Source organism: Arthrobacter sp. NQ7 (assembly GCF_029581595.2).
Classification (GTDB): domain Bacteria; phylum Actinomycetota; class Actinomycetes; order Actinomycetales; family Micrococcaceae; genus Arthrobacter; species Arthrobacter phenanthrenivorans_B.
Genome location: NZ_JARFXU020000017.1, coordinates 58,835 through 79,286, shown reverse-complemented (window position 1 = coordinate 79,286; position 20,452 = coordinate 58,835). Strand labels below are relative to the sequence as shown.

The 20,452-nt window shown below is 66.4% G+C and carries 17 protein-coding genes; 5 read left to right on the top strand and 12 right to left on the bottom strand.

Going from position 1 to position 20,452, the window contains the following annotated elements:
• Positions 1-119: 119 nt before the first annotated feature.
• The 4 genes from PUN71_RS16620 to PUN71_RS16605 form a co-directional block, all read right to left on the bottom strand.
• On the bottom strand, positions 120-1,682 hold the full coding sequence (locus tag PUN71_RS16620; protein WP_277799330.1) for an APC family permease: 1,563 nt from the start codon (positions 1,680-1,682) through the stop codon (positions 120-122).
• Between the two features lie 147 nt (positions 1,683-1,829).
• Positions 1,830-3,485, bottom strand: coding sequence for a GMC family oxidoreductase (locus PUN71_RS16615; protein ID WP_277799311.1), 1,656 nt, complete (start codon positions 3,483-3,485; stop codon positions 1,830-1,832).
• Positions 3,486-5,024: an aldehyde dehydrogenase family protein gene (locus PUN71_RS16610; protein ID WP_277799310.1), complete on the bottom strand. Its 1,539-nt coding sequence runs from the start codon at positions 5,022-5,024 to the stop codon at positions 3,486-3,488. It lies immediately after the preceding gene.
• Between the two features lie 116 nt (positions 5,025-5,140).
• Positions 5,141-5,749 carry a TetR/AcrR family transcriptional regulator gene (locus PUN71_RS16605; RefSeq protein ID WP_277799309.1) on the bottom strand — a complete coding sequence of 203 codons (609 nt, stop codon included), beginning with the start codon at positions 5,747-5,749 and terminating at the stop codon, positions 5,141-5,143.
• 146 nt (positions 5,750-5,895) lie between these two features.
• Here PUN71_RS16605 and PUN71_RS16600 point away from each other — a divergent pair, with 146 nt between their 5' ends.
• Positions 5,896-6,084 carry a hypothetical protein gene (locus PUN71_RS16600; RefSeq protein ID WP_277799308.1) on the top strand — a complete coding sequence of 63 codons (189 nt, stop codon included), beginning with the start codon at positions 5,896-5,898 and terminating at the stop codon, positions 6,082-6,084.
• Positions 6,085-6,157: 73 nt separating this feature from the next.
• Here PUN71_RS16600 and PUN71_RS16595 read toward each other — a convergent pair whose 3' ends face one another.
• Positions 6,158-7,135, bottom strand: coding sequence for an ABC transporter substrate-binding protein (locus tag PUN71_RS16595; RefSeq protein WP_277799307.1), 978 nt, complete (start codon positions 7,133-7,135; stop codon positions 6,158-6,160).
• 312 nt (positions 7,136-7,447) lie between these two features.
• Between PUN71_RS16595 and PUN71_RS16590 the strand changes: the two genes are divergently transcribed.
• Positions 7,448-9,493 (top strand): PxKF domain-containing protein, encoded by a 2,046-nt coding sequence (locus tag PUN71_RS16590; protein WP_277799306.1) that lies wholly within the window; start codon positions 7,448-7,450, stop codon positions 9,491-9,493.
• A gap of 96 nt (positions 9,494-9,589) precedes the next feature.
• Here the strand turns inward: PUN71_RS16590 and PUN71_RS16585 are convergent, their stop codons facing one another.
• Both PUN71_RS16585 and PUN71_RS16580 read right to left on the bottom strand, forming a co-directional pair.
• Positions 9,590-10,288 carry a type 1 glutamine amidotransferase domain-containing protein gene (locus tag PUN71_RS16585; RefSeq protein ID WP_277799305.1) on the bottom strand — a complete coding sequence of 233 codons (699 nt, stop codon included), beginning with the start codon at positions 10,286-10,288 and terminating at the stop codon, positions 9,590-9,592.
• Positions 10,289-10,325: 37 nt separating this feature from the next.
• The gene (locus PUN71_RS16580) at positions 10,326-11,198 is read right to left on the bottom strand and encodes an aldo/keto reductase (protein ID WP_277799304.1); all 873 of its coding nucleotides are present in this window, start codon (positions 11,196-11,198) and stop codon (positions 10,326-10,328) included.
• A 138-nt stretch (positions 11,199-11,336) separates the two neighbouring features.
• Between PUN71_RS16580 and PUN71_RS16575 the strand changes: the two genes are divergently transcribed.
• On the top strand, positions 11,337-12,329 hold the full coding sequence (locus PUN71_RS16575) for an LLM class flavin-dependent oxidoreductase (RefSeq protein ID WP_277799303.1): 993 nt from the start codon (positions 11,337-11,339) through the stop codon (positions 12,327-12,329).
• 2 nt (positions 12,330-12,331) lie between these two features.
• Positions 12,332-13,795, top strand: a complete 1,464-nt coding sequence (locus PUN71_RS16570; protein WP_277799302.1) for an MFS transporter — start codon at positions 12,332-12,334, stop codon at positions 13,793-13,795.
• 64 nt (positions 13,796-13,859) lie between these two features.
• On the opposite strand, the gene PUN71_RS16565 is transcribed toward PUN71_RS16570, so the two are convergent.
• From PUN71_RS16565 to PUN71_RS16545, 5 genes are all read right to left on the bottom strand, one after another.
• A complete protein-coding gene (locus tag PUN71_RS16565; protein WP_277799301.1) occupies positions 13,860-14,960 on the bottom strand; it encodes a D-TA family PLP-dependent enzyme in 1,101 nt (366 codons plus the stop codon).
• 27 nt (positions 14,961-14,987) lie between these two features.
• The gene (locus tag PUN71_RS16560) at positions 14,988-16,121 is read right to left on the bottom strand and encodes an FAD-dependent oxidoreductase (protein ID WP_277799300.1); all 1,134 of its coding nucleotides are present in this window, start codon (positions 16,119-16,121) and stop codon (positions 14,988-14,990) included.
• Between the two features lie 58 nt (positions 16,122-16,179).
• Complete coding sequence (locus tag PUN71_RS16555; protein WP_277799299.1) at positions 16,180-17,106, bottom strand: AEC family transporter; 927 nt, start codon at positions 17,104-17,106, stop codon at positions 16,180-16,182.
• 69 nt (positions 17,107-17,175) lie between these two features.
• Entirely contained in the window at positions 17,176-17,601 is a 426-nt protein-coding gene (panD, locus tag PUN71_RS16550) for an aspartate 1-decarboxylase (RefSeq protein ID WP_205622296.1), read from the bottom strand.
• A gap of 162 nt (positions 17,602-17,763) precedes the next feature.
• A complete protein-coding gene (locus PUN71_RS16545) occupies positions 17,764-18,678 on the bottom strand; it encodes a LysR substrate-binding domain-containing protein (protein WP_043455026.1) in 915 nt (304 codons plus the stop codon).
• Between the two features lie 156 nt (positions 18,679-18,834).
• Between PUN71_RS16545 and PUN71_RS16540 the strand changes: the two genes are divergently transcribed.
• Positions 18,835-20,298 (top strand): amino acid permease, encoded by a 1,464-nt coding sequence (locus PUN71_RS16540; protein WP_277799298.1) that lies wholly within the window; start codon positions 18,835-18,837, stop codon positions 20,296-20,298.
• Positions 20,299-20,452: the final 154 nt, after the last annotated feature.

Genomic DNA, 20,452 nt, shown 5'->3' with positions numbered 1-20,452 from the left:
GCTCAACATGGCTGGCCCCGGGACGCAGAAAAGGCCGACGTCGGCACTCGCGTGAGTGCCGACGTCGGCCCGTTCCTTTGAAATGCGCTGCTGCAGCGGACCCTGCTGCAGCAGCAGCCCTATTGCACCTGCACGTCCACCAGCTGGTGATCCCCCGGAGCCTCAGCCGTGGCACGCGAGGACGGGTGGGCGGCCACGGCGGCGGCATGCTCGGCCAGCACACCGGTCTGGTGGCGGATCTTCAGCCGGTACAGCAGCGCCCCGCCGGCGGTGACGGCGGCAACGAACAGGACGCCGCCCCACTGCAGGTACCACTCGAACGGCGGCACCGAGTTGTAGATCTCCGGCCGGGGCCAGATCAGGTTTACCGTCATGGCCCCGCCCCACACCACGGCAAGGATGTTCACCGGGAGGCCCCACTTGCCCATCGAGAACCCGGGCTCGGAACCGTCGTCCGCCAGCGGCCACTTCTTCAGGAAGCGTTTGCGCAGCAGCGGGACCGTGACCAGGAGGTAGGACAGGTAGATCAGCACGATGCTGATGCTGGACAGGATGGTGAAGATGGCCGGCTGCATCACGTTGACCAGCAGCGGGATGACGGCCATGATGCCGATGACGATCGCCGCCACGGTGGGGGTCCGGCGCACCGGGTCCACCTTGCCCAGCTGGCGGCTGAACGGCAGGTTGTTGTCGCGGGCCATGGCGAACATCATCCGGATCGCTGCCGCGTGGACCGCCAGGGTGCAGACCACCACGGCCACCACGATGCAGGCCAGGAAGGCCTTGCCGAAGGGCCCGCCCAGGACGGAGAGCACGATATGCTGCAGCCCGCCGTCGGCAGCCCCCACCTGGGGATCGCTCAGGTCCGGGGCCGCCAGGATGCCGAACAGCAGGATCAACCCGCCCAGCAGGAACGATGCCGTGACGGCGCGCAGGATAGCCTTGGGCGCGGTGCGCTTGGGGTCCTTGGTCTCCTCGCCCAGCGAGCTGGCTGTATCGAACCCGTACATGACGTAGCCGGAGGCCATGGCGCCGATGAGGAATACGCCAAAGAAACCAAGATCGTTGCCCTCGCCGAAGCCGTTGGTCTGGAAGAAGACCTCCGGGCCGCGCACCACGTGCCAGCCGAGGGCGAGGATCAGCAGCACGGCCGCGATCAGCTCCACGAAGACCCCGATGCTGTTGATCCGGGTCATCAGCTTCACGCCGAACGCGTTGATCAGGGTGGAGATGGTGATCATGATCGTGGCCAGCACCACGCCGTTCATGGCGAAGTCGTAGGGGCCGGTGCCGTCACCGACGAACTGGAAGCCGGACCAGAGCTGCGGCAGGGTGATCTGCAGGGCCAGCGCCACCGAGCCCAGCGCCATGATGGAGGAGAGCAGCAGCAGCCAGCCGGCCAGCCAGGACGAGGTTCCGGAGGCCAGCCGCTTGGCCCAGTTGTAGACGGAGCCGGCGACGGGGTAGCGTCCGGCCAATTCGGCGAAACAGAGGGCCACCATCAGCTGGCCGACGAACACGATGGGCCAGGACCAGGCGTACGCCGGGCCGGCCATGGAAAAACCGAAGTAGAACAGTTGAAAAACACCGGTGAGGATGGAGATGTAGCTGACACCCGCGGCGAAGCTGGCAAACTTGCCGATGCTTCGGTCGAGGGTCTGGGTGTAGCCGAATTCGTCCATGCCGCTTGAATCAATACTCTTGCTGGGTTCCAATATGGACTCCTGGGTCAGAAAGCACGATGGGACCGGCCGCCCTGGGGTGCGGCGCAATAACGCTTGCGGAGGGCCGTCGCTGTTGGGGAATGCGGCCCCCTCAAAACCTGCCGCTTAGGCGAGGGACGTGGTGAGCTCCTTTTCTTCCCGGGCGTCTGCGGCGGTGTGGCCCGCGCCGGTGTGGTCTGCCCTGATGAGGTCGGCGCAGCGCTCGCCGATCATCATGACGGTGATGTTGGGGTTGACGGTAACGTGCTCGGGCATGACGGACGCATCGGCCACCCGGAGGCCGGTGACGCCCTTGACCCGGAGCTCCGGATCCAGCGGCGACATGTCGTCGTCGTACGCTCCCATCCGGACGGTGCCTACCGGGTGGTAGACGGTGTTGTGGGTCTTGCGGATGTAGTCCTGCAGTTCCTCATCCGTCTGCGCCTCGATGCCGGGCGAGAGTTCGCGGCCGGTCCATTCCGCCACGGCGGGCTGTGCGGCGATTTCGCGGGCCTTGCGGATGCCGGCCACCATGACGCGCATGTCGTGGCCCTCGGGATCGGTGAAGTAGCGCGGGTCCACCATGGGCTTGTCGCGGAAGTCGCGGCTGCGCAGCCTTACGGTCCCGCGGGAGCGGGCGTGGGTGACGTTGGGGGTGAGGCTGAAGCCGTTTTCGGTGGTGGGGTAGCCGTGCCGCAGGGTGTTCATGTCGAACGGGACGGAACCATAGTGCATCATCAGGTCGGGGCGGTCCAGGCCGTCCTCGGTGGGGGTGAAGATGCCGATTTCCCACCACTGCGTTGAGGTCTGCACCATGGGCTGTTTGGCCTCGAACTGCACCACGCCTTCGGGGTGGTCCTGCAGGTGTTCGCCGACGCCGGGGGAGTCCACCAGGACTTCGATGCCGTGCTGGGCCAGGTGTGCGGCCGGGCCGATCCCGGAGAGCATGAGCAGCTTGGGGGAGTCGATGGCGCCGGTGGACACAATGACTTCCCGGTGCGCGGTGAGCCGGTGGGTGCGGCCGAATGCCGAGTCCACCACGTCCACTCCGGTGCAGCGCTTGTCCGCGTCGAACACCAGCTGGCGGGCGCGTAGCCCGGTCAGCAGGGTGAAGTTGGGGCGGTCCACGATGGGGTGGATGTAGGAGACGGAGCTGGAGGCGCGGGTGCCGTCCGCCCGGCGGTTGATCTGGAAGAAGTTGGCGCCGTTGACCACCGTGGTTCCGGTGTTGAACTTCGCCCGGGGGATGCCTGCCTGTTCACAGGCGTCCAAAAGGGCGACGCCGGCAGGATCCGCCGGGGGCACGTTCATCAGGTGCACGGGGCCGGAGTCGCCGTGGTGCGGTGCGTCCGGGCCGGCGTCCTCGTTGGTTTCCAGCCGCTTGTACAGCGGCCAGGCCGCATCGGCGTTCCAGCCGGCGGCGCCGTACTTGGACTCCCACTCGTCCAGGTCCTCGCGCGGGGCCCAGAAGGCGATGCAGGAGTTGTGGCTGGAACAGCCGCCCATGACCTTGGCGCGGGCGTGGCGCATGAAGGAGTTGCCGTTCTCCTGCGGTTCGATGGGGTAGTCCCAGTCGTAGCCGGATTCCAGCAGTTCCATCCAGCGGTCCAGCTGCAGGATCTCGGGGATATTGCGGTCGTCCGGGCCGGCCTCGACCAGGGCCACGGTGACGTCCGGGTCCTCGCTCAGCCGGGCGGCGACGGCGGCTCCGGCCGACCCGCCGCCAATGACGAGGTAATCGAAGGAGCGCTCGCTGAGCTGCTCGATGTTGTCGACGTGCATCTAGTTCTCCTTGCCGTGGTCAGCGAACCAGCCGGTGACCTGGGGGCTGGTGTTCTGGTAGATGTGCTTGGCTTCCTGGTATTCGGCCAGGCCGGTGGGGCCCAGCTCGCGGCCGACGCCGGACTGGCCGAAGCCGCCCCACTCGGCCTGGGGAAGGTAGGGGTGGTAGTCGTTGATCCAGATGGTGCCGTGCCGCAGCCGGGATGCCACGCGCTGGGCCTTGCCGGCGTCCTGGGTCCAGACGGCGCCGGCGAGCCCGTAGATGGTGTCGTTGGCGGTGGCCACGGCCTCGTCCTCGGTGCGGAACGTTTCCACGGTGACCACGGGGCCGAATGCCTCGTCAACCACCACGGACATGCCCCGCTGCACGCGGTCCAGAATGGTCGGCTGGTAGTAGAACCCGGCGTCGTACTTCTCTCCGGATGGTGCCGCGCCGCCCGTGCGCAGCCGGGCGCCTTCCTCGATGCCGCGCTGGACGTACGCGTGGACCTTGTCCCGGTGCGCGGCGGAGATCAGCGGGCCGGTTTCGGCGGCGTCCTCGAACGGTCCGCCGATGCGGATGCCCTCGGCGCGGCGGACCAGCTCGGCCACGAAGCGTTCGGCAATGGATTCCTCCACCAGCAGGCGGGCACCTGCCGAGCAGACCTGGCCGGAGTGGACGAAGGCGCCGTTGAGGGCGTTGTCCACGGCGGCGTCGAAGTCAGCGTCGGCGAAAATGACGTTGGGGTTTTTGCCGCCCAGTTCCAGCGCCACCTTCTTGACGGTGGCTGCGGCGGCGGCGGCGATCCGCTTGCCGGTTTCCAGGCCGCCGGTGAAGGAGACGAGGTCGACGGCGGGGTGTTCCGAGAGCGGTGCGCCCGCCTCGGCACCGGGTCCGGTGACCAGGTTGGCAACGCCGGCCGGCAGGCCGAGGTCGTGCAGCAGCTGCATGGCCAGGATGCTGGTGGACGGGGTCAGTTCGGAGGGCTTGAGGACAAAGGTGCAGCCGGCGGCCAGTGCGGGGGCGATCTTCCACGCGGCCTGGAGCAGCGGGTAGTTCCACGGGGTGATCAGTCCGCAGACGCCCACGGGTTCGTAGACGATCCTGCTGGCAATGTCCGGGTTCCCGGCGTCGACCACCCGTCCTGCCTGCTGCCCGGCGAGCCTGCCGAAATACTCAAAGCAGGCGGCGACGTCGTCCATGTCGATGCGGCTTTCGATGATCCGCTTTCCGGTATCAAGCGATTCGGCGCGGGCGAACTCTTCCCGGCGTTCGCGCAGGCCGGCTGCGACCTTCAGGAGGAACGTGCCGCGTTCCGGTGCCGGGACTGAGGACCAGCTGCCGGAGTCGAAGGCGCTGCGGGCTGCGGCGATGGCGCGTTCGGCGTCTTCCCGGCCGGCCTCCGACACCAGGGCCACCAGCCCGCCGTCTGCGGGGTTCCTGATTTCGCGTACGGCGCCCGATGCCGCCGACTCCCACGTGCCGTTGATGAAGAGGGAGGAAGCGGTGGCGGTTTCGGCCTTCGGGCTGCCGTCCTGTACTGCTGTGGCGTAAGTCATACCGAGGACAGTAACGCACCTTGAACGAGTGTTCAATACTTTTCTTGAACACTTGTTCAATGCTACGCAGCACTGCCCCCGTTATGCGGCGGGTGCCCTCAGTCCAGGCTGGGTTCCTAGGAGGTTCCGGTGTTGCCCGGAACCGGTGCGAAGGCGATCTCCTCCGTACGGGCGATGCTGCGCTGGGTGGCGGCGCGGTCCACGCCGAGGAGGGCGGTCAACCACATGCCGTTTTGGATGACGACGATATCGGCGGCCCTATCCCTGCATGCTTTCCAAGGGAGCTCAGGAATCGCATTGGACACCAGTGTGGCGAGCCCGTCCAGGTACCGGTCGAAGGCCGCTGCGTTGATCTGGGCGTAATCCTCGTCAGCCCGGGCCAGGGCCCACAGGTGCAGTCGCAGTGACAGGTAGCGGGTGGTCAGCAAATCTGCGCCTGCCACCCGGCGCAGTGCTTGGCGCAGTTGTTCGTCCGGAGCCAGTGCCGGGTCCTGGGCCACCAGCAGGACGTCGTGCTCATCCACCCGGCGCAGGGCGGCCCGGATGAGGGTGGTCTTGTCGTCGTAGTAGTAGTTGACCAGGCCCAGCGCCACGCCCGCTTCCCGGGCCACGGCCCGCATGCTCACGCCCGAAATGCCGTGGCGGGACAGCAGGTCCATCGCCGCCTCGAGAATGCGTGTCTGCCTGTCCATCTGTTCGCCGGAGTTCACGGCACTGGTCCCCATCTGGCCAGACTATTGCCTAAGGGACCGGGAGCGCACTTTCACACCGGAGCCGGCCGGGCCCCACGGCGCAGCTGATAATCTGGAAAAGGCCTCGAGCAGAGTTGGGCTTCCATGCCCCCAGGGATTTAACGTTCGGCCGGAGAAAGATGGAAAGCGCAAGCCTGATAGCCCTCTTTTTTGCCGGAGCCATGGGCCCAGCCAGGAGCGCACAGCCCAACGCCCCGCAAATCATCGAAAAACCCACCCGCCTGTCAGCTGCCGTGCTGGCCGCCAGGAGCCGGACCGCCACCTTCCTGCACCGCCTGGCCTGGGCGGTTGAACCAGACCCCCGCTGACGCAGGAGAGTCCCCGCCCGTGCACACCACCAGATGGTGTGCACGGGCGGGGACTCATTCGTCGGCAGGCCGCCTACTTCTTAGGCAGGCCTGCCGGGTTCAGTTCGGACTTCTGGACTGCCTCGGACGAGAGGCCCCAGCGGTCCAGGATCCTGGCATAGGTGCCGTCCTCGATCAGGTGGTTCAGGGCAGCCTGGGCCGCCGCCGCAAGGCCGTTGCCCTTTTTGGTGGTGAAGGCGATCTGCGCCGTCAAAGGCCAGCCGCCGTTCAGCGTGCCCACCTGCTTGGTCTTTCCGTCCTGCGCCGCCTTGTAAGCGGCAGCCGCGTTCGGGCCGAAGGTCAGGTCCGCACGGCCTGACTGAAGGGCCAGGCCCGAGGCGGAGTCGTCGTCGTAATACTGGAACTCGACCGGCGCCAAACCGTTCTTCCTGTTCTCCTCGTCCCAGCGCACCAGGATGGCTTCCTGGTTGGTGCCGGAGCCCACGATGATCTTCTTGCCGGCCACATCCTTGGCTTCCTTGATGTCGCCGATGCCGGAATCACTCTTGGCGTAGAAGCCCAGCAGGTCATTGCGGTAGGTGGCGAAGTCGAACTTCTCCTTCCGCGCCTCGGTGACGGTCACGTTGGACAGCACGGCCTCGTACTTGGCCGATTCGATGCCCAGCGGCCAGTCGGCCCATGCGACGGGAAGGACCTCCACCTGGAGGCCGAGAGATTCACCCACTGCGTGGGCGATATCCACCTCGCTGCCGATCAGGGTCTTGTTGTCCGTGGCGAACAGGCTCAGCGGCGCCGCGCCGCCGGTGGTCACCACGGTCAGTTTGCCGTCAGCCCTGATGGCTTCCGGGACCAGCGCCGCTGCGGCGGGATCGGTTGAGACTTTGAACCGGTCCTGCTCCGGGGAGAGGTTGAAGGTCTTGCCGGCGGAGTTGGCGGCGGACGACGACGGTGCTGTCGCCGCCGAAGCGCCGGGATCGGAGCAGGCAGCCAGCCCCAGCAGTGCTGAGACGGCAAGGGCCACGACGGCGGCGGGCCTGGTGGTGATGGTCATGGTTCCTCCTTGGAGGGGTGGGGGGTGCGGCGGATTGTGCGCGTTGCTGCAACTATCCGGCAGCCGCCAACGGCGAATCAAAGGGCCCGAAACGCTGGGATACAGGGAGTAACGGCCGTTAACCGGAGGACCGCGGCGGTCATATTCGGGTCCGCGTGGGCCCACGGCGAGGTGCGTCACGGTTCCAGCAGAAAACGAGTACCCGGGTGAAAAAGACAGGTGGTGACTACGCGTGTTCTCCGCCCATGCCGACTCATACGGTGAAGTACGTTGCGGCCCGGGTGGGCCGCAGGCAAATGAGGGAGGCAACACATGAATCACTCGCCAGGCGGGAAAACTACTGCTGGGGGAACAGGCCTGCTCAGGCGAACCAACACCAGGACAGCGGCGGCAGTCGCTGCGGGAAGCCTGCTGCTTGCGGGCGGCGGGGTGGCGTTCGCAGACGACATCTACAACAAACTCGACGCCACCATTGACTCGGTGGCGGAGGTCATGCCACTCAACGTCGGCGGTGCCAGCGGCAGCACCATTCTGGCGGTAGACCCCACCAACGACGATGTCAAAAACGGCTGCAACCTGACCGGGTCAACAACGCTGACCCTTGACCTGGTGTCCAGCAATCCGGCCGTCGCTACGGTTTCACCCTCCAGGGTCACCTTCGACTCCTGTGGCGCCCAGCGGACCCTGACCGTAACGCCCGTGGGTGCTGGTTCGGCCACGGTAAGCGCCAGGCAAGTCAGCAACGACACCGATGGCACTTTCAACCTTGCACCGGCCACGTTCACCGTCAACGTGGCAGCGCCGGCGCCGTCCAACACGGCACCCAAGCTCAATATCACCGGCGTCACCGCTGGCGCCTCGTACACGAAGGGGGCCGTCCCGGCAGCGATCTGCGATGTGACCGACGCCGAGGACGGACACATTACGTTCGGTGCTGATATGGGTGCCATTTCCGGTCCGGATGGGGCCACGGGTGTCGGTTCCCAGACGGCTTCCTGCAGCTACACGGACAAGGGTGGCCTCACCGCAACAAGCTCTGTCACGTACTCGATCACTGACGGATCGGCACCCAGCATCGATTACACCCTGTCACCGGTTGATCCTGACGGCTTGAACGGCTGGTACAAGAGCCCGGTGGCCCTCCACTGGATAGTCACCGAAGCTGACTCGCCCAGCACACTGAAGCTGACCGGCTGCGAGGACCAAACCATTTCCGCCGACCAGGTGGCGACTGACTACAGCTGCTCCGCCACCAGTTCCGGTGGAACGGCCGCTCCTGTAACCGTCAACCTGGGGAAGGACGCCACAGCCCCAACCGTAGCGGCCAACGGCGGGACGGGCACCCGTGGGAGCAACAACTGGTACACCTCCGACGTCGAAGCCTCCTTCACCGGCACCGACGCCACCTCGGGACTGCTGGCAGCAGCCCAGACGGTGACCTCTTCAGGTGAGGGTGCCGCTGTAAAGGTTGATAGCCCAGCGTTCACGGACATTGCGGGCAACACCACCACCGCAGGGGCGGCGTCGCAGATCTTCAAGATCGACAAAACTGCACCTGAGGTTAGCTTTACCGGCGCAACAGGAACCCAGGGCGCTGACGGGTGGTACCGCAGCGACGTCGTTGCCACGTTTACCGGCACCGACCTGGTCTCCGGCCCCGCCACGCCCACGCAAAGTGTCACTTCGTCCGGCCAAGGCGCTGACGTGAAGGTCGAAAGCCCGGCCTTCAGCGACAACGCCGGCAACACTACGCCTGCGGGAGCGGCACGGCAGACCTTCAAGATCGACCTGACACCTCCCACGGTGACCTTCGACTCTGTGGTCGCGGACAGCTACTTTGGCTCCACCGCCGCAAAGCCCACCTGCACCGCCTCCGATGCCCTGTCCGGGGTCAGCGGCAGCTGCGTGGTCTCAGGCTATGACACCAAGACCGGGACGCACACCCTGACGGCCACTGCCACGGACCTTGCAGGCAACAGCACCACGGTGACCCAGTCCTACACGGTGAAGGCCTGGACCCTGAAGGGTTTCTACCAGCCGATCGACATGAACGGGGTGGTGAACACGGTCAAGAATGGCAGCACGGTACCGGCGAAATTCGAGATCTTTGCCGGTGATACCGAGCTGACGGATCCGAGTCTGGCCAAGTTCACTACCCAAAAGGTGACATGCTCGCTCCTGAGCCTGGTGGACGATATCGAAACCACCACCACGGGCAACACGTCGCTGCGGTACGACGCCACTGCAGGCCAGTTCATCTACAACTGGAAGACGCCCGCCACGGCCGGCAGCTGCTACACGCTGACCATGACGGCGAACGACGGGAGCTTCATCAGTGCGAACTTCAAGCTGAAGTAGCGCTTCCGGGCCGGCGCCCAACGACGTGCGCCGCAAGGAGGGGACCAGTTCAGCTGAACTGGTCCCCTCTGTCATTGCCTCAGAAACTGGTGCCGGCTAGCTCAGCGCAGCCAGCACTTCCTTGGCCACGTCCTCGCTCGACTGCGGGTTCTGCCCGGTGATGAGGTTGCCGTCCCGCACCACGTTGGAGGACCATGCCGCGCCGTTCTCCACGACGGCGCCCTTCTCCTTCAGCGCATCCTCCACCAGCCACGGCGTGTTCTCCCCGGTCCCGCCGCCCAGCTCCTCCTCGTTGGTGAAGACCGTCAGGCGCCGGCCCTTGAAAGCGAACCCGCCGTCGTCGTCCGTTGCGCTCAGCAGCCCCGCCGGACCGTGGCAGAACGGCGCAATGATCTTGCCGTCCCTGTTGGCTGCCACCAGGAGGCGGCCAAGGTGGGCGTCCTGGTAGAGGTCGGCCATGGGGCCGTGGCCGCCGGGCATCACCACGGCGTCATAGGCGGCAACGTCGACGTCGGCCAGGACCAGCGGGTGCGACAGCTCGCCGTCGACCTTGGCCAGGTAGTCCTTGAAGCCCTGCGCACGTTCCCCGCCGCCGGCGGACTCGGGCGCCAGGCTCACCTGGTCAACAGTGGGCTTCCGGCCGCCGGGGGTGGCGATGTGGACCGTGTTGCCGGCTTCCGTCAGGGTCTGGTGTGACACCACCAGTTCCTCCGCCCAGTAGCCGGTGGGGTGCTCGCTGCCGTCCTTCATGGTGAGGGAATCGGCGGCCGATACGACCATCAGGATGTTTGCCATGGTGTAGCTCCTGTCCTCGTTCTTGGTTGGCGTGTTTTTACTTGCCGGCCGCTTCAAGCTCGGCGTACGTGTCGTCGTCGAGCGTGATCCCGGCGGCGGCCATGTTCTCTTCAAGGTGCTGCACGGAGCCGGTGCCCGGGATGGGCATCATCACGGGGGAGCGGCGCAGCAGCCAGGCCAGTGCCACCTGGGAGGTGGTGGCGCCCAGGCGCTTGGCGGCTTCGTCCAGCGGGCCGCCCGGCTTGGCCAGGTCGCCCGCGGAAATCGGCGCCCACGGGATGAACCCGATCCCGTTCTCCTCCGCGTAGCGCAGAACGTCCTCGGAACTGCGGTCGGTCAGGTTGTAGCGGTTCTGGACGGTGGACACGGTGAAGTGCTTTCCGGCCGCCTCAAGCTCCGCCACGCTGACCTGTGACAGGCCCAGTGCGCGGACCTTGCCTTCGTCCTGGAGTTCGCGCAGCACACCAAACTGTTCCTCGGCGTCCACCTTGGGGTCGATCCGGTGCAGCTGCAGCAGGTCCAGGGTGTCCACCTTCAGCTTGCGCAGGCTCAGCTCCGTCTGCTGGCGCAGGTATTCCGGCCGGCCCACGGGAATCCACTTGTTGGGGCCCGTGCGCGTGAAGCCCACCTTCGTGGCGATCTTCAGCCCCTCCCGGTACGGGTGCAGGGCCTCGGCGATGATTTCCTCGCTGATGTTGGGGCCATAGGAGTCAGCGGTGTCAATGAAGTCCACGCCGAGTTCGACGGCGCGGCGCAGCACGGCCACGGCGGCCTGGCGGTCTGCGGGCTCACCCCAGACACCGTCACCGACGATGCGCATGGCACCGAAACCGAGCCTGTGCACGGTTCCCAGATCCTTCAGGTCAATCGTTGCGGACAGTTCCAGCTGGTTCGTTGAATCATGGCTCATAGGGGCGGCAACCTCATCAGTGTGCTGAGTATTCCGGAGATCACGAAATAAGCCGGGGACCGCCGTCGTTATGCATCAAGTGCCGCCGTGCTCCGGCCGGCGCCCCTTACGAAACGTTCCTGAAAGGCCGCAACCGACGTGACTCTTCCCCTCTCCATCCTTGACCTGGCAACCATCGGCAAAGGCCAGACGGCGGCGGAGAGCCTGGCGGGCAGCGTGGCCATGGCGCAAAGCGCCGAGAAGCTGGGCTACCGCCGCGTCTGGTACGCCGAGCACCACAACATGTCCTCCATCGCTTCCTCCGCCACCAGCGTGCTGATCGCGCACGTGGCCGCGCACACCGAAAGCATCCGGCTGGGGGCCGGCGGCATCATGCTGCCCAACCATTCCCCGCTGACCATTGCCGAACAGTTCGGCACCCTGGAAACCCTGCACCCGGGCCGGATCGACCTTGGCCTGGGCCGGGCCCCGGGCAGCGACCAGAACACCATGCGCGCCCTGCGCCGCGACCCGATGTCCGCCGACAGCTTCCCGCAGGACGTCCTGGAACTGCAGGGCTACCTGACCGGCCCCACCCGCATCCAAGGCGTCGAGGCCACCCCGGGCAAGGGGACCAACGTGCCGCTGTACATCCTGGGCTCGTCCCTGTTCGGCGCCCGGCTGGCCGCGCAGCTGGGCCTGCCGTACGCCTTCGCCTCACACTTTGCCCCTGCCGCGCTGCAGGACGCCGTGGCCATCTACCGCAGCGAATTCAAGCCCTCCGCCCAGCTGGACGCGCCCCACGTTATTGCGGGCGTCAACGTCATCGCCGCCGATTCCGCGGCAGACGCCCAGGAGATGCTGCAGGCCACCAAGCGCGCCCGCGTCTCACTGTTCTTCGGCGGCGGAACCCGCGAATTCACCGATGACGAGGCGGACATGATCCTCGACTCGCCGCAGGGACGGCACATGGCACAGATGATGACCTACTCGGCCGTGGGCACCCCGGACATGGTCATCGACTACCTGGACAGCTTCGGCAAGCACGCCGACGCCGACGAACTCATCGTGGCGCACCAGAGCCCCGGCACCGCGGCACGGCTGCGCTCCGTCGAACTGCTGGCCGAGGCCGCCGGACTGGTGCGGGTCTGACCATGGCGAACGCAAAAGACGGCGTAGGCTTCCGGTCCGAACGGGGACCAATCCTCATTGCCCTGATGCTGTCCACCGGCCTGGTGGCCATCGACTCGACCATCGTGGCCACGGCCGTCCCGTCGATCGTCCGTGACGTGGGGGGCTTCTCGTCCTTCCCCTGGCTGTTCTCGGCGTACCTGCTGGCGCAGGCAGTGTCCGTGCCCATCTACGGCAAGCTCTCCGACATGGCAGGCCGCAAACCCATCATCCTCACCGGAATCGGGCTGTTCCTGCTGGGTTCCGTGCTGTGCGGGGTGGCGTGGAGCATGCCTTCGCTGATCGCTTTCCGCGCCCTGCAGGGGCTCGGCGCCGGCGCGGTACTGCCGGTGTCCGTCACCATCGCCGGGGACATCTACACCCTGCAGGAGCGGGCCAAGGTCCAGGGCTACCTGGCCAGCGTCTGGGCCGTCTCCTCCGTGGTGGGTCCCAGCCTGGGCGGCATCTTCTCCGCCCTGGGCATCTGGCGCGGCATCTTCCTGGTCAACGTCCCGCTCTGCCTGCTGGCCGGGTGGATGCTGGTCCGCACCCTTCACGAAAACGTGGAACGGGCCACGCACAAGGTGGACTACGCAGGCTCCGTCCTCCTGGCCGGGTCGCTGGGCCTGCTTATCCTCGGCGCCCTGCAGGGCGGCCAAGCGTGGGCCTGGAACTCGTCCATCAGCATTGGCGTCTTTGCTGTCGGGGCCGTGCTGCTCGTTGCATTCCTGCTGGTGGAGCGCCGGGCAGCGGAGCCCATCCTGCCCTCCTGGGTGGTCTCCCGCCGCCTGTTGGCCACCACCGCGCTGGTGTCCTTCGGCGTCGGAGCGATGATGATCGGGCTCACCTCCTACGTTCCCACCTTCCTGGAAGGCGCCCTTTCCTCCTCGCCGCTGGTCGCGGGCCTGGCGCTCGCCGCCCTCACCCTCGGCTGGCCGCTCAGCGCCTCGCAGGCCGGGAAGTTCTACCTGCGGATCGGGTTCAAGTCCACCGCCCTGATCGGCATTGCCGTCGCGGTGGCGGGCCTGCTGATCCTGTCCCTGACGGCCGCTTCTCCCAACGTGGCGCTCATCGCGGTCAGCTGCTTCGTCGTCGGGCTTGGCCTGGGCCTGCTGGCCACCCCCACCCTGATCTCCGCCCAGTCCAGCGTTCCCTGGCACGAACGCGGCGTGGTGACCAGCACCAACATGTTCGCCCGGTCCATCGGCAGCGCCCTGGGCGTGGCCGTGTTCGGTGCCGTGGCCAACTCCATCTATGGCGGCAGCAGCGGCGGCGACGCCGATCCCGCCACTGTGATCAACGCGTCCGGTGCCGTGTTCCTGGCCGCGCTGGTGGCCGGCCTGCTCACGGTGGCAGCGGTGCTGTCCATGCCTGCGGTGAAGGCGGAAGACAGCGACAATTCCGACGCGGAGCCCGTGCCCACCCAGGCGGACGGCAGCTCCAGCTAGGCTGCCGCCGGCGGAGATGTTCCTGCACACAAGCCCTCAGGGCGAATGTGTGTTTTCGTCCCCGCTATTTGTTTTTTCCGCGTGCAGCTACGCGCCAGCGGTCCACGATTTTGCCGCTGGCGACGACAGTGATGTCGTCAACGAGATTCACGGCCACGCAGACGTGGTTCGGTATTACCCGTAACCGCTCTCCGAGAGGCGGGAGCTCTGCATCTGGTGGCCAGACCACGGTCGCGTGATGTTCCGAGAGCGCGGTGATGCGTGCTTCGGGATAGTCGAGCAGCCGTCCAAAGCCGGTGGCCCACGCAGGTCGGTCGCCGCCCAGGATTTTGCTGCCAGAGTCCAGGACGATCCTTCGCGGTATGACGTCGTCGCCCTCATGCCGGCTTACCACTGTTGCGGCGACGGTCAGCGCGATGTCTTCAGGGGCGCATCGTTCCAGTTCCAGTTGCTGGGCATCATTGAAGACATAAACTCCTGGCCGGACCTCGGTGGCTACGGAATCACCGGTGAGAGTGGCGGTGGGAGTTGAACCGCCGCTGCGATGCAGGATTTCAAATCCTGCGTGCGTGAGCAGGTCCGAGGCCTGGCTGAGGGCCATCCGTTCTTCTTCGGTTGCTTTCAGGGGCATCCCGGGGGCGTAGCTGTGGCCCGGGAAGGTGAAGACGCCTCTGACCCTCAGGCCGGCGCGTGCCGCGGCGTGGGCCACGTTAGCGACGGCACCTGGGGCGATTCCGCTTCGGTGATGGCCGCTGTCGATTTCCAGCAGCACGTCGAAGTCGCCGGCTGCGTCATCCAGGCACGCTCCCATGGCTTCGGCGGCCTCCCGTGAATCCAGTCCCACTGAGATCTTTGTGGTGGCAGCAAGCCGGCGCAGGCGTTCGGCTTGACGGGGACCGACCCAGATGGGGTAAGCGATGAAGATGTCGGTAGCTCCGTGTTCTGCAAAGACTTCAGCCTCCCCGAGGGTCGCTACAGTGATGCCGACTGCACCGGCCGCCAGCTGCAGTTGCGCGATTTCGGGCACCTTGTGGGTTTTCACGTGGGGTCGGAGGTTCAAACCTTTCGCGTGGACGGCAGCGGCCATGCGGTCGATGTTCCGCTGGAGCACATCCCGGTCGACCAGGATCTCCGGAGTGTCGACTTCTTCCGGGATTGTCATCATTGGTTCTCTTTCTCTAGGTCAGTGCCCCTAGCGGAACGCCCGGAAGATCGACGGCGCGGGCCTGGTTCCGGTGGCGAGATCGGCAAGGATGCGCCCAATCACCGGCGTGAACTTGAAGCCGTGGCCGGAGAAGCCTGCGCCGATCACCACCGGCCCTATCCGGTCCAGGATGAAGTCCTCGTCCGGGGTGGTGGTGTAGGTGCAGCTGATGGCCTCGAACGTATCGGGGTCCACGCCGGGCAGCCACTGCCTGGCGTAGTCCTGCAGCGCTGAGAGCTGGGTTGGTTCCGGCAGGAAGTCCCGGTGGTCCGGGTCCACCACCGGACCCACGCCGTGCCAGCCGGCCTTGATGCCCTCGCCCGGGGTCTGCATTCCATAGACGGGGGAGTACCAGCCCTGGTAGTCCGGGCCCGGGTAGTGGTTGAAACCGGGCCACACCGCGCCCGGGTCAGCCACCCGGAAATGCGCCGGCTGCTCCTGCGTCACCCGGAGTTTCGGGATCCGGAACTCAGTACCCGTTCCATTCAAAGCTCCGGACAGCAGCTTCTCCGTCCAGCCGCCCGCCGTCACCACGGCCTGGGCCGCGGTGACCACCTCCGTGCCCGCAGCCGATTCAAGCGTCAGCCGCACGCCGTCGTCGAACACCTCGAAGCCCGCCACCTTGGTGTGGTGCCTGATGTCGGCACCCCGGGCCGCGGCAAGCCGCTGGAACGCCGGCAGTGCGGCCTCCGGGTTGAGCTGGCCGCCGTCGGGCATGTGCAGGACCTGCTGGTCGAACCGGATCCCGCGCCAGCGTTCGCCGGCCTCGGCCGGGACCACGAACTCTGCGCGGATGCCGGCAGCCGTGAGCGCCTCGAAGACCTTCGGCAGGTCCCCGCCCGGGCCGTGGGTGACGACGCCGGTACGGGCCAGCAACTGCGTGCCGCTTTCCTGTTCCAGTTCCTCCCACAGCGCCAGCCCCTCGGCCAGCATGGCGACGTAGTCGGGCTGGTGGTAACCGGGGTTCAGGTTGCGGGTTGCGCCGTGGGACGCCCCGATCTTGTGCGCGGGGCCGAACTGCTCCACCAGCGTCACCTCGCGGCCGCGGCGGGACAGCGCCCACGCTGCGGCGGAGCCCATGGCTCCGCCGCCAATCACCACGGTATCCAACACGGTATTCATCAGCCCTCCAGGGTTAGTGCTGCCATCAGGTTCAGTTTTGCCAGCTGCGCCGGCGGCGTCAGGCCAGCAAGAGCGCGACGCCGATCATCGCCGGTACGGCCACCACGGTGGTGATCAGCACGGTGTCCTTGGCCACGGTCAGCCCGGTCTGGTACCTGCTGGCGGCCACGAAGACATTCTGCGCGGTAGGTAGGGCGGAGGTCACCACTACGGCGAACAGCGCGTGGCCGTCCATTCCCAGCGTGAAGCGGGCGAAGACATAGGCCAGTGCCGGCTGGACGGCCAGCTTGAAGCCGCTGGCCAGCAGGGTGTCCGTCCGCCGGCCCGCCGACGCCTGCAGTGGCCTGGTCCCGTTCAGGCTCATGCCGAACGCGATCAGCATGGCGGGGATGGCCGCTCCGCCAATCAGGTGGATAGGCTCCATGACCAGCGCCGGAACCTGGAAGCCGGTGCCGGCCACCAGCAGCCCCAGGCCGGACCCCACGATCATGGGGTTGCGCAGGATCATCAGGAAGAACCCGATCAGGGTGGTGCGGTGCGTACTGGTGCTCGAGTCCAGGATCATCAGGAACATCGGCGTGAAGAACGCCAGTTGGAAGATGAGCAGCGGAGCCACGTAGCTCGCGTCCCCCAGGACATATACCGCAATGGGAATACCCAGGTTCGCGGAGTTTGCCAGGGACGCGGACATGGCTGACATCAGGGACTCGGGGAGTGCCCGCTTCAGCCCGAACCTGGCGATGGTGAAGAAGGTGGCCGCGGTGGTGATGGCAGCCATGGCGGTGACCAGCAGGGGCTCGGCGAACACTTCCTGCAGGCGGGCTTTGCTGAGGGTTTCAAAAAGGAGGGCCGGGCTGGCCACGAAAAACGTGAGGCCGCTGAGCACCGGCCTCGCGTTGTCGCCCAGGATCTTCCGCCGGCCCACGAACCATCCCACGAGGATGATGCACCAGACCACGAAGAAGCCCGCCAGCACCCCTAGCAAGGGTCAGCCTGGTGGCACGGGCGGGCCTTTTGGGCGCGGCGGAGGGAAGGGCCGGGACACACGCTCCGGTTACAGGGTGGCGTTGTTAAGCGCGAAAGGGGGGCGCATCATGCCGGGTGTCAGGCCCTCTGCAGGATCGTTGCCCAGCTGGATGATCCGGTTGTCCTGGTCCACGTGGACCACCCGCGGCTGATAGGCCTTGGCTTCTTCGGTGGTCATCTGCGCGTAGGTGATCAGGATGACGATGTCGTTCTCGTGCATGAGGTGCGCCGCTGCACCGTTGATGCCGATGACACCGGAACCGCGCTCGCCGGCGATGGTGTAGGTCTCAAGCCGTGCGCCGTTGGTGACGTCCACAATGGACACCAGCTCGCCGGGCAGGATGTCGGCGGCTTCAAGCAGGTCGAGGTCGACGGTGACCGAACCTACGTAGTGCAGGTCGGCGTGCGTCACCGTGGCCCGGTGGATTTTGGACTTGAACATTGTTCGATTCATAACGGCTCCAGTCTAGACCTGCGGCTCCTGGGCCGCAGTGACGCAGGAAACACTGCGGTCACGTACTGGCGCGGTGACGGGAGGATTCGGTAGGCAGGGGAAGCACCTGCGCACCAAGTGCTGCCTGGCCGCGCAGTGAAGGACACGGACGACGGCGGCCGCTCACCCGGCGTCGTCCCTTGCCACTGCCGCGGCGGCCGCAGCAAGGGTCTCCCTTGCAGCCAGGATGGCCGGGCGCTGCGCGCTGGAGCGGCGCACCGAGGTGAAGATGGTCCGGTGCGGCTTGCCGGGAAGCTCCAGCAACTGCGCCGTGGTGCCGCGGCCGGTCCACACCAGGTCCGGCATCAGCGCCACCGCGTTGCCGGACTCGATCAGCCGGGCCTGGGCCTGGAGGTCGGCGGTTTCGAACCGGACATCCGGCTCGAAACCGGCACTGCGGCACGCCTGCTCCGCCCAGTGCCTGGACGCCGCACCCCGGGGTTCCATGACCCATGCCAGCTCTGCCGTGTCCTCAATCCCGCGGATGGCCGGCCCGCCCCCAGCCGCCGGGGGAACGGCCAGGCGGATGGCGTCGGTGGTCAGCTTCACCCGGTCCAGCTCGGGGTAGCGGGGGGCGGCGTGCCCGGGATACTGCTCCGCAATCACCAGGTCGAAGTCGCGGGCCCAGGTTTCGTGCAGCGCCGTTTCCGGTTCGCGCTGGATCATCTCGATCCGCACCTCGGGGTAGGTGGCGGCCATCCGGGTCAGCGTGTCCGGCATCAGCGCCAGCGCCGCCGACTGGAACACGGCGATCCGCACGGTGCCGGTCACGGTGGTCAGGGACGCGGCCAGGTCCGCCTCGGCCTGCTCCATCGTTTCCAGCAGCTGTGCCGTGTGGGCCACCAGCACCTCGGCCTGCGGCGTCAGCTGCACCCGGCGCCCCGTCTTCCGGAGCAGTTCCACGCCCACTTCCTTCTCCAGGAGGGCCAGCTGCTGCGATACCGACGACGGGCTGTACTGCAGTGCCTCGGCCACCTCCGCGAGCGTCCCCCGGATGCTTAACTCGCGGAGCAGGCGGAGCCGGCGGACGTCAAGCATGATGGATTCCTAACTGAAACTAACGAATATAGGTTAGAAGTAGTCACTTTATCTAACGCAACCACGCACGCATACTGTTGAAACCGAGTTACCCCCGTCACAGCCAGTTTCCTTGGCGTGCCGCGGCGGGGTCGCACCCCCAAGCAGGAGTTCCGGATGAGCAGTAAAGACATGAGCCAATCGATTATGCGGCGAAAGCCCATCGATGACATTGAAGAAGAGAACAAGCACAGCGGGCTGTTCAAGTCGCTCGGGCTGTGGCAGCTCACCGCCATCGGCGTTGGCGGCATCATCGGCGTCGGCATCTTCTCCCTCGCGGGACTGGTGGCCGCCGGCAGCGAAGGAAACCCGGGAGTGGGGCCCGCGGTACTGATTTCCTTCCTCATCGCGGGCCTCGCCTCAGCGGCGGCGGCCCTGTCCTACGCGGAATTCGCGGGCATGATCCCGCGTGCGGGCTCCGCCTACACCTACGGCTACGTGGCCCTCGGCGAGGTGATCGGCTGGTTCATCGGCTGGGACCTGCTGCTGGAATACATCGCCATCGTGGCCGTGGTGGCCATCGGCATCTCCGGCTACCTTGACGCCTTCCTTGCGGGCATCGGCATCCATATGCCGGCCTGGATGACCTCAACCGTCGACGAAGGCAAGGGCGGGATCGTCAACATCCCCGCCATCCTGGTCTGCCTCCTGGTCACCTGGATCCTCTCCCGCGGCACCAAGGCCTTCGGCAGGTTCGAGCTTGTGGCCGTGGCCATCAAGGTGGTCCTGATCCTCTTCATCATCGGGCTGGGCGTCTTCTACATCGACACCAACAACTACAACCCCTTCATGCCCAGTGGCTTTGGCCCCGTGGTTGCCGGCTCCGCCACCGTGTTCTTCGCCGTGTTCGGCTACGACGCCATGAGTACCGCGGCCGAGGAAGCCAAGGACGGCAAGAAGCACATGCCCAAGGCCATCGTGCTGTCACTCATCATCGCCATGCTGCTCTACGTCGCCGCCACCCTGGTCCTGACCGGCATGCAGAACTACAAGGACATCGACCCCAAGGCGGGCTTCGCCTCAGCGTTCACCTCGGTGGGCCTGCCCGTCATTGCCACCATCATTTCGGTCTTCGCGGTGCTGTCCATCCTCACCGTGATGCTGACCTTCCTGCTCGGTGTCACCCGCGTCTGGTTCTCCATGAGCCGCGACGGCCTGCTCCCCGGCTGGTTCTCCAAGACCGACCGCCACGGGACCCCGCAGCGCGTCACCTGGATCGGCGGCGTGGCCTCCGCCTTCCTGGCCGGCGTCTTCCCCATCAAGGCGGTCGCGGACTTGACGAATATTGGCATCCTTGCCGCGTTCGTCGTCGTCTGCCTGTCCGTGATCATCTTCCGCTACAAGCGGCCGGACGCTCCGCGCACCTTCCGCCTGCCCCTGATGCCGTTCATCCCGGCGTTCGGCGTCCTGGCGTCTGCCTTCCTGATGCTGCAGCTGCACTGGGAAACCTGGCTGCGGTTCGTCGTGTGGCTCATCATCGGCCTGGTCATCTACTTCGGCTACGGCCGCAAGCACTCGCTGATGAACCCGAACAGTCCACGCCACCAGGAGCTTGCAGAGCTGCACCGCCCGCTCTCCTGACCTCTCCCCGGACGCCCCATCACCTTCTGCCCGCTTTCTCCCAACGCGCCATCAGGTAGTGCGGCGTCCTGCTGAACCCTCCCCCACATTCCGTGGGGGAGGGTTCGTTGCTTTCGGCTGGAGGTGGTGGGGCGTTGGCGGTTTGGGGGCGGGA

What these genes read in the sequence shown, in the direction of transcription:
- PUN71_RS16585 (WP_277799305.1), bottom strand. Translation starts at nt 10,288, where the DNA reads ATGGCAAACATCCTGATGGTCGTATCGGCCGCCGATTCCCTCACCATG.
- PUN71_RS16600 (WP_277799308.1), top strand. Translation starts at nt 5,896, where the DNA reads ATGGAAAGCGCAAGCCTGATAGCCCTCTTTTTTGCCGGAGCCATGGGC.
- PUN71_RS16545 (WP_043455026.1), bottom strand. Translation starts at nt 18,678, where the DNA reads ATGCTTGACGTCCGCCGGCTCCGCCTGCTCCGCGAGTTAAGCATCCGG.
- PUN71_RS16605 (WP_277799309.1), bottom strand. Translation starts at nt 5,749, where the DNA reads ATGGGGACCAGTGCCGTGAACTCCGGCGAACAGATGGACAGGCAGACA.
- PUN71_RS16580 (WP_277799304.1), bottom strand. Translation starts at nt 11,198, where the DNA reads ATGAGCCATGATTCAACGAACCAGCTGGAACTGTCCGCAACGATTGAC.
- PUN71_RS16570 (WP_277799302.1), top strand. Translation starts at nt 12,332, where the DNA reads ATGGCGAACGCAAAAGACGGCGTAGGCTTCCGGTCCGAACGGGGACCA.
- PUN71_RS16615 (WP_277799311.1), bottom strand. Translation starts at nt 3,485, where the DNA reads ATGCACGTCGACAACATCGAGCAGCTCAGCGAGCGCTCCTTCGATTAC.
- PUN71_RS16595 (WP_277799307.1), bottom strand. Translation starts at nt 7,135, where the DNA reads ATGACCATCACCACCAGGCCCGCCGCCGTCGTGGCCCTTGCCGTCTCA.
- panD (WP_205622296.1), bottom strand. Translation starts at nt 17,601, where the DNA reads ATGAATCGAACAATGTTCAAGTCCAAAATCCACCGGGCCACGGTGACG.
- PUN71_RS16610 (WP_277799310.1), bottom strand. Translation starts at nt 5,024, where the DNA reads ATGACTTACGCCACAGCAGTACAGGACGGCAGCCCGAAGGCCGAAACC.
- PUN71_RS16590 (WP_277799306.1), top strand. Translation starts at nt 7,448, where the DNA reads ATGAATCACTCGCCAGGCGGGAAAACTACTGCTGGGGGAACAGGCCTG.
- PUN71_RS16565 (WP_277799301.1), bottom strand. Translation starts at nt 14,960, where the DNA reads ATGATGACAATCCCGGAAGAAGTCGACACTCCGGAGATCCTGGTCGAC.
- PUN71_RS16620 (WP_277799330.1), bottom strand. Translation starts at nt 1,682, where the DNA reads ATGGACGAATTCGGCTACACCCAGACCCTCGACCGAAGCATCGGCAAG.
- PUN71_RS16560 (WP_277799300.1), bottom strand. Translation starts at nt 16,121, where the DNA reads ATGAATACCGTGTTGGATACCGTGGTGATTGGCGGCGGAGCCATGGGC.
- PUN71_RS16540 (WP_277799298.1), top strand. Translation starts at nt 18,835, where the DNA reads ATGAGCAGTAAAGACATGAGCCAATCGATTATGCGGCGAAAGCCCATC.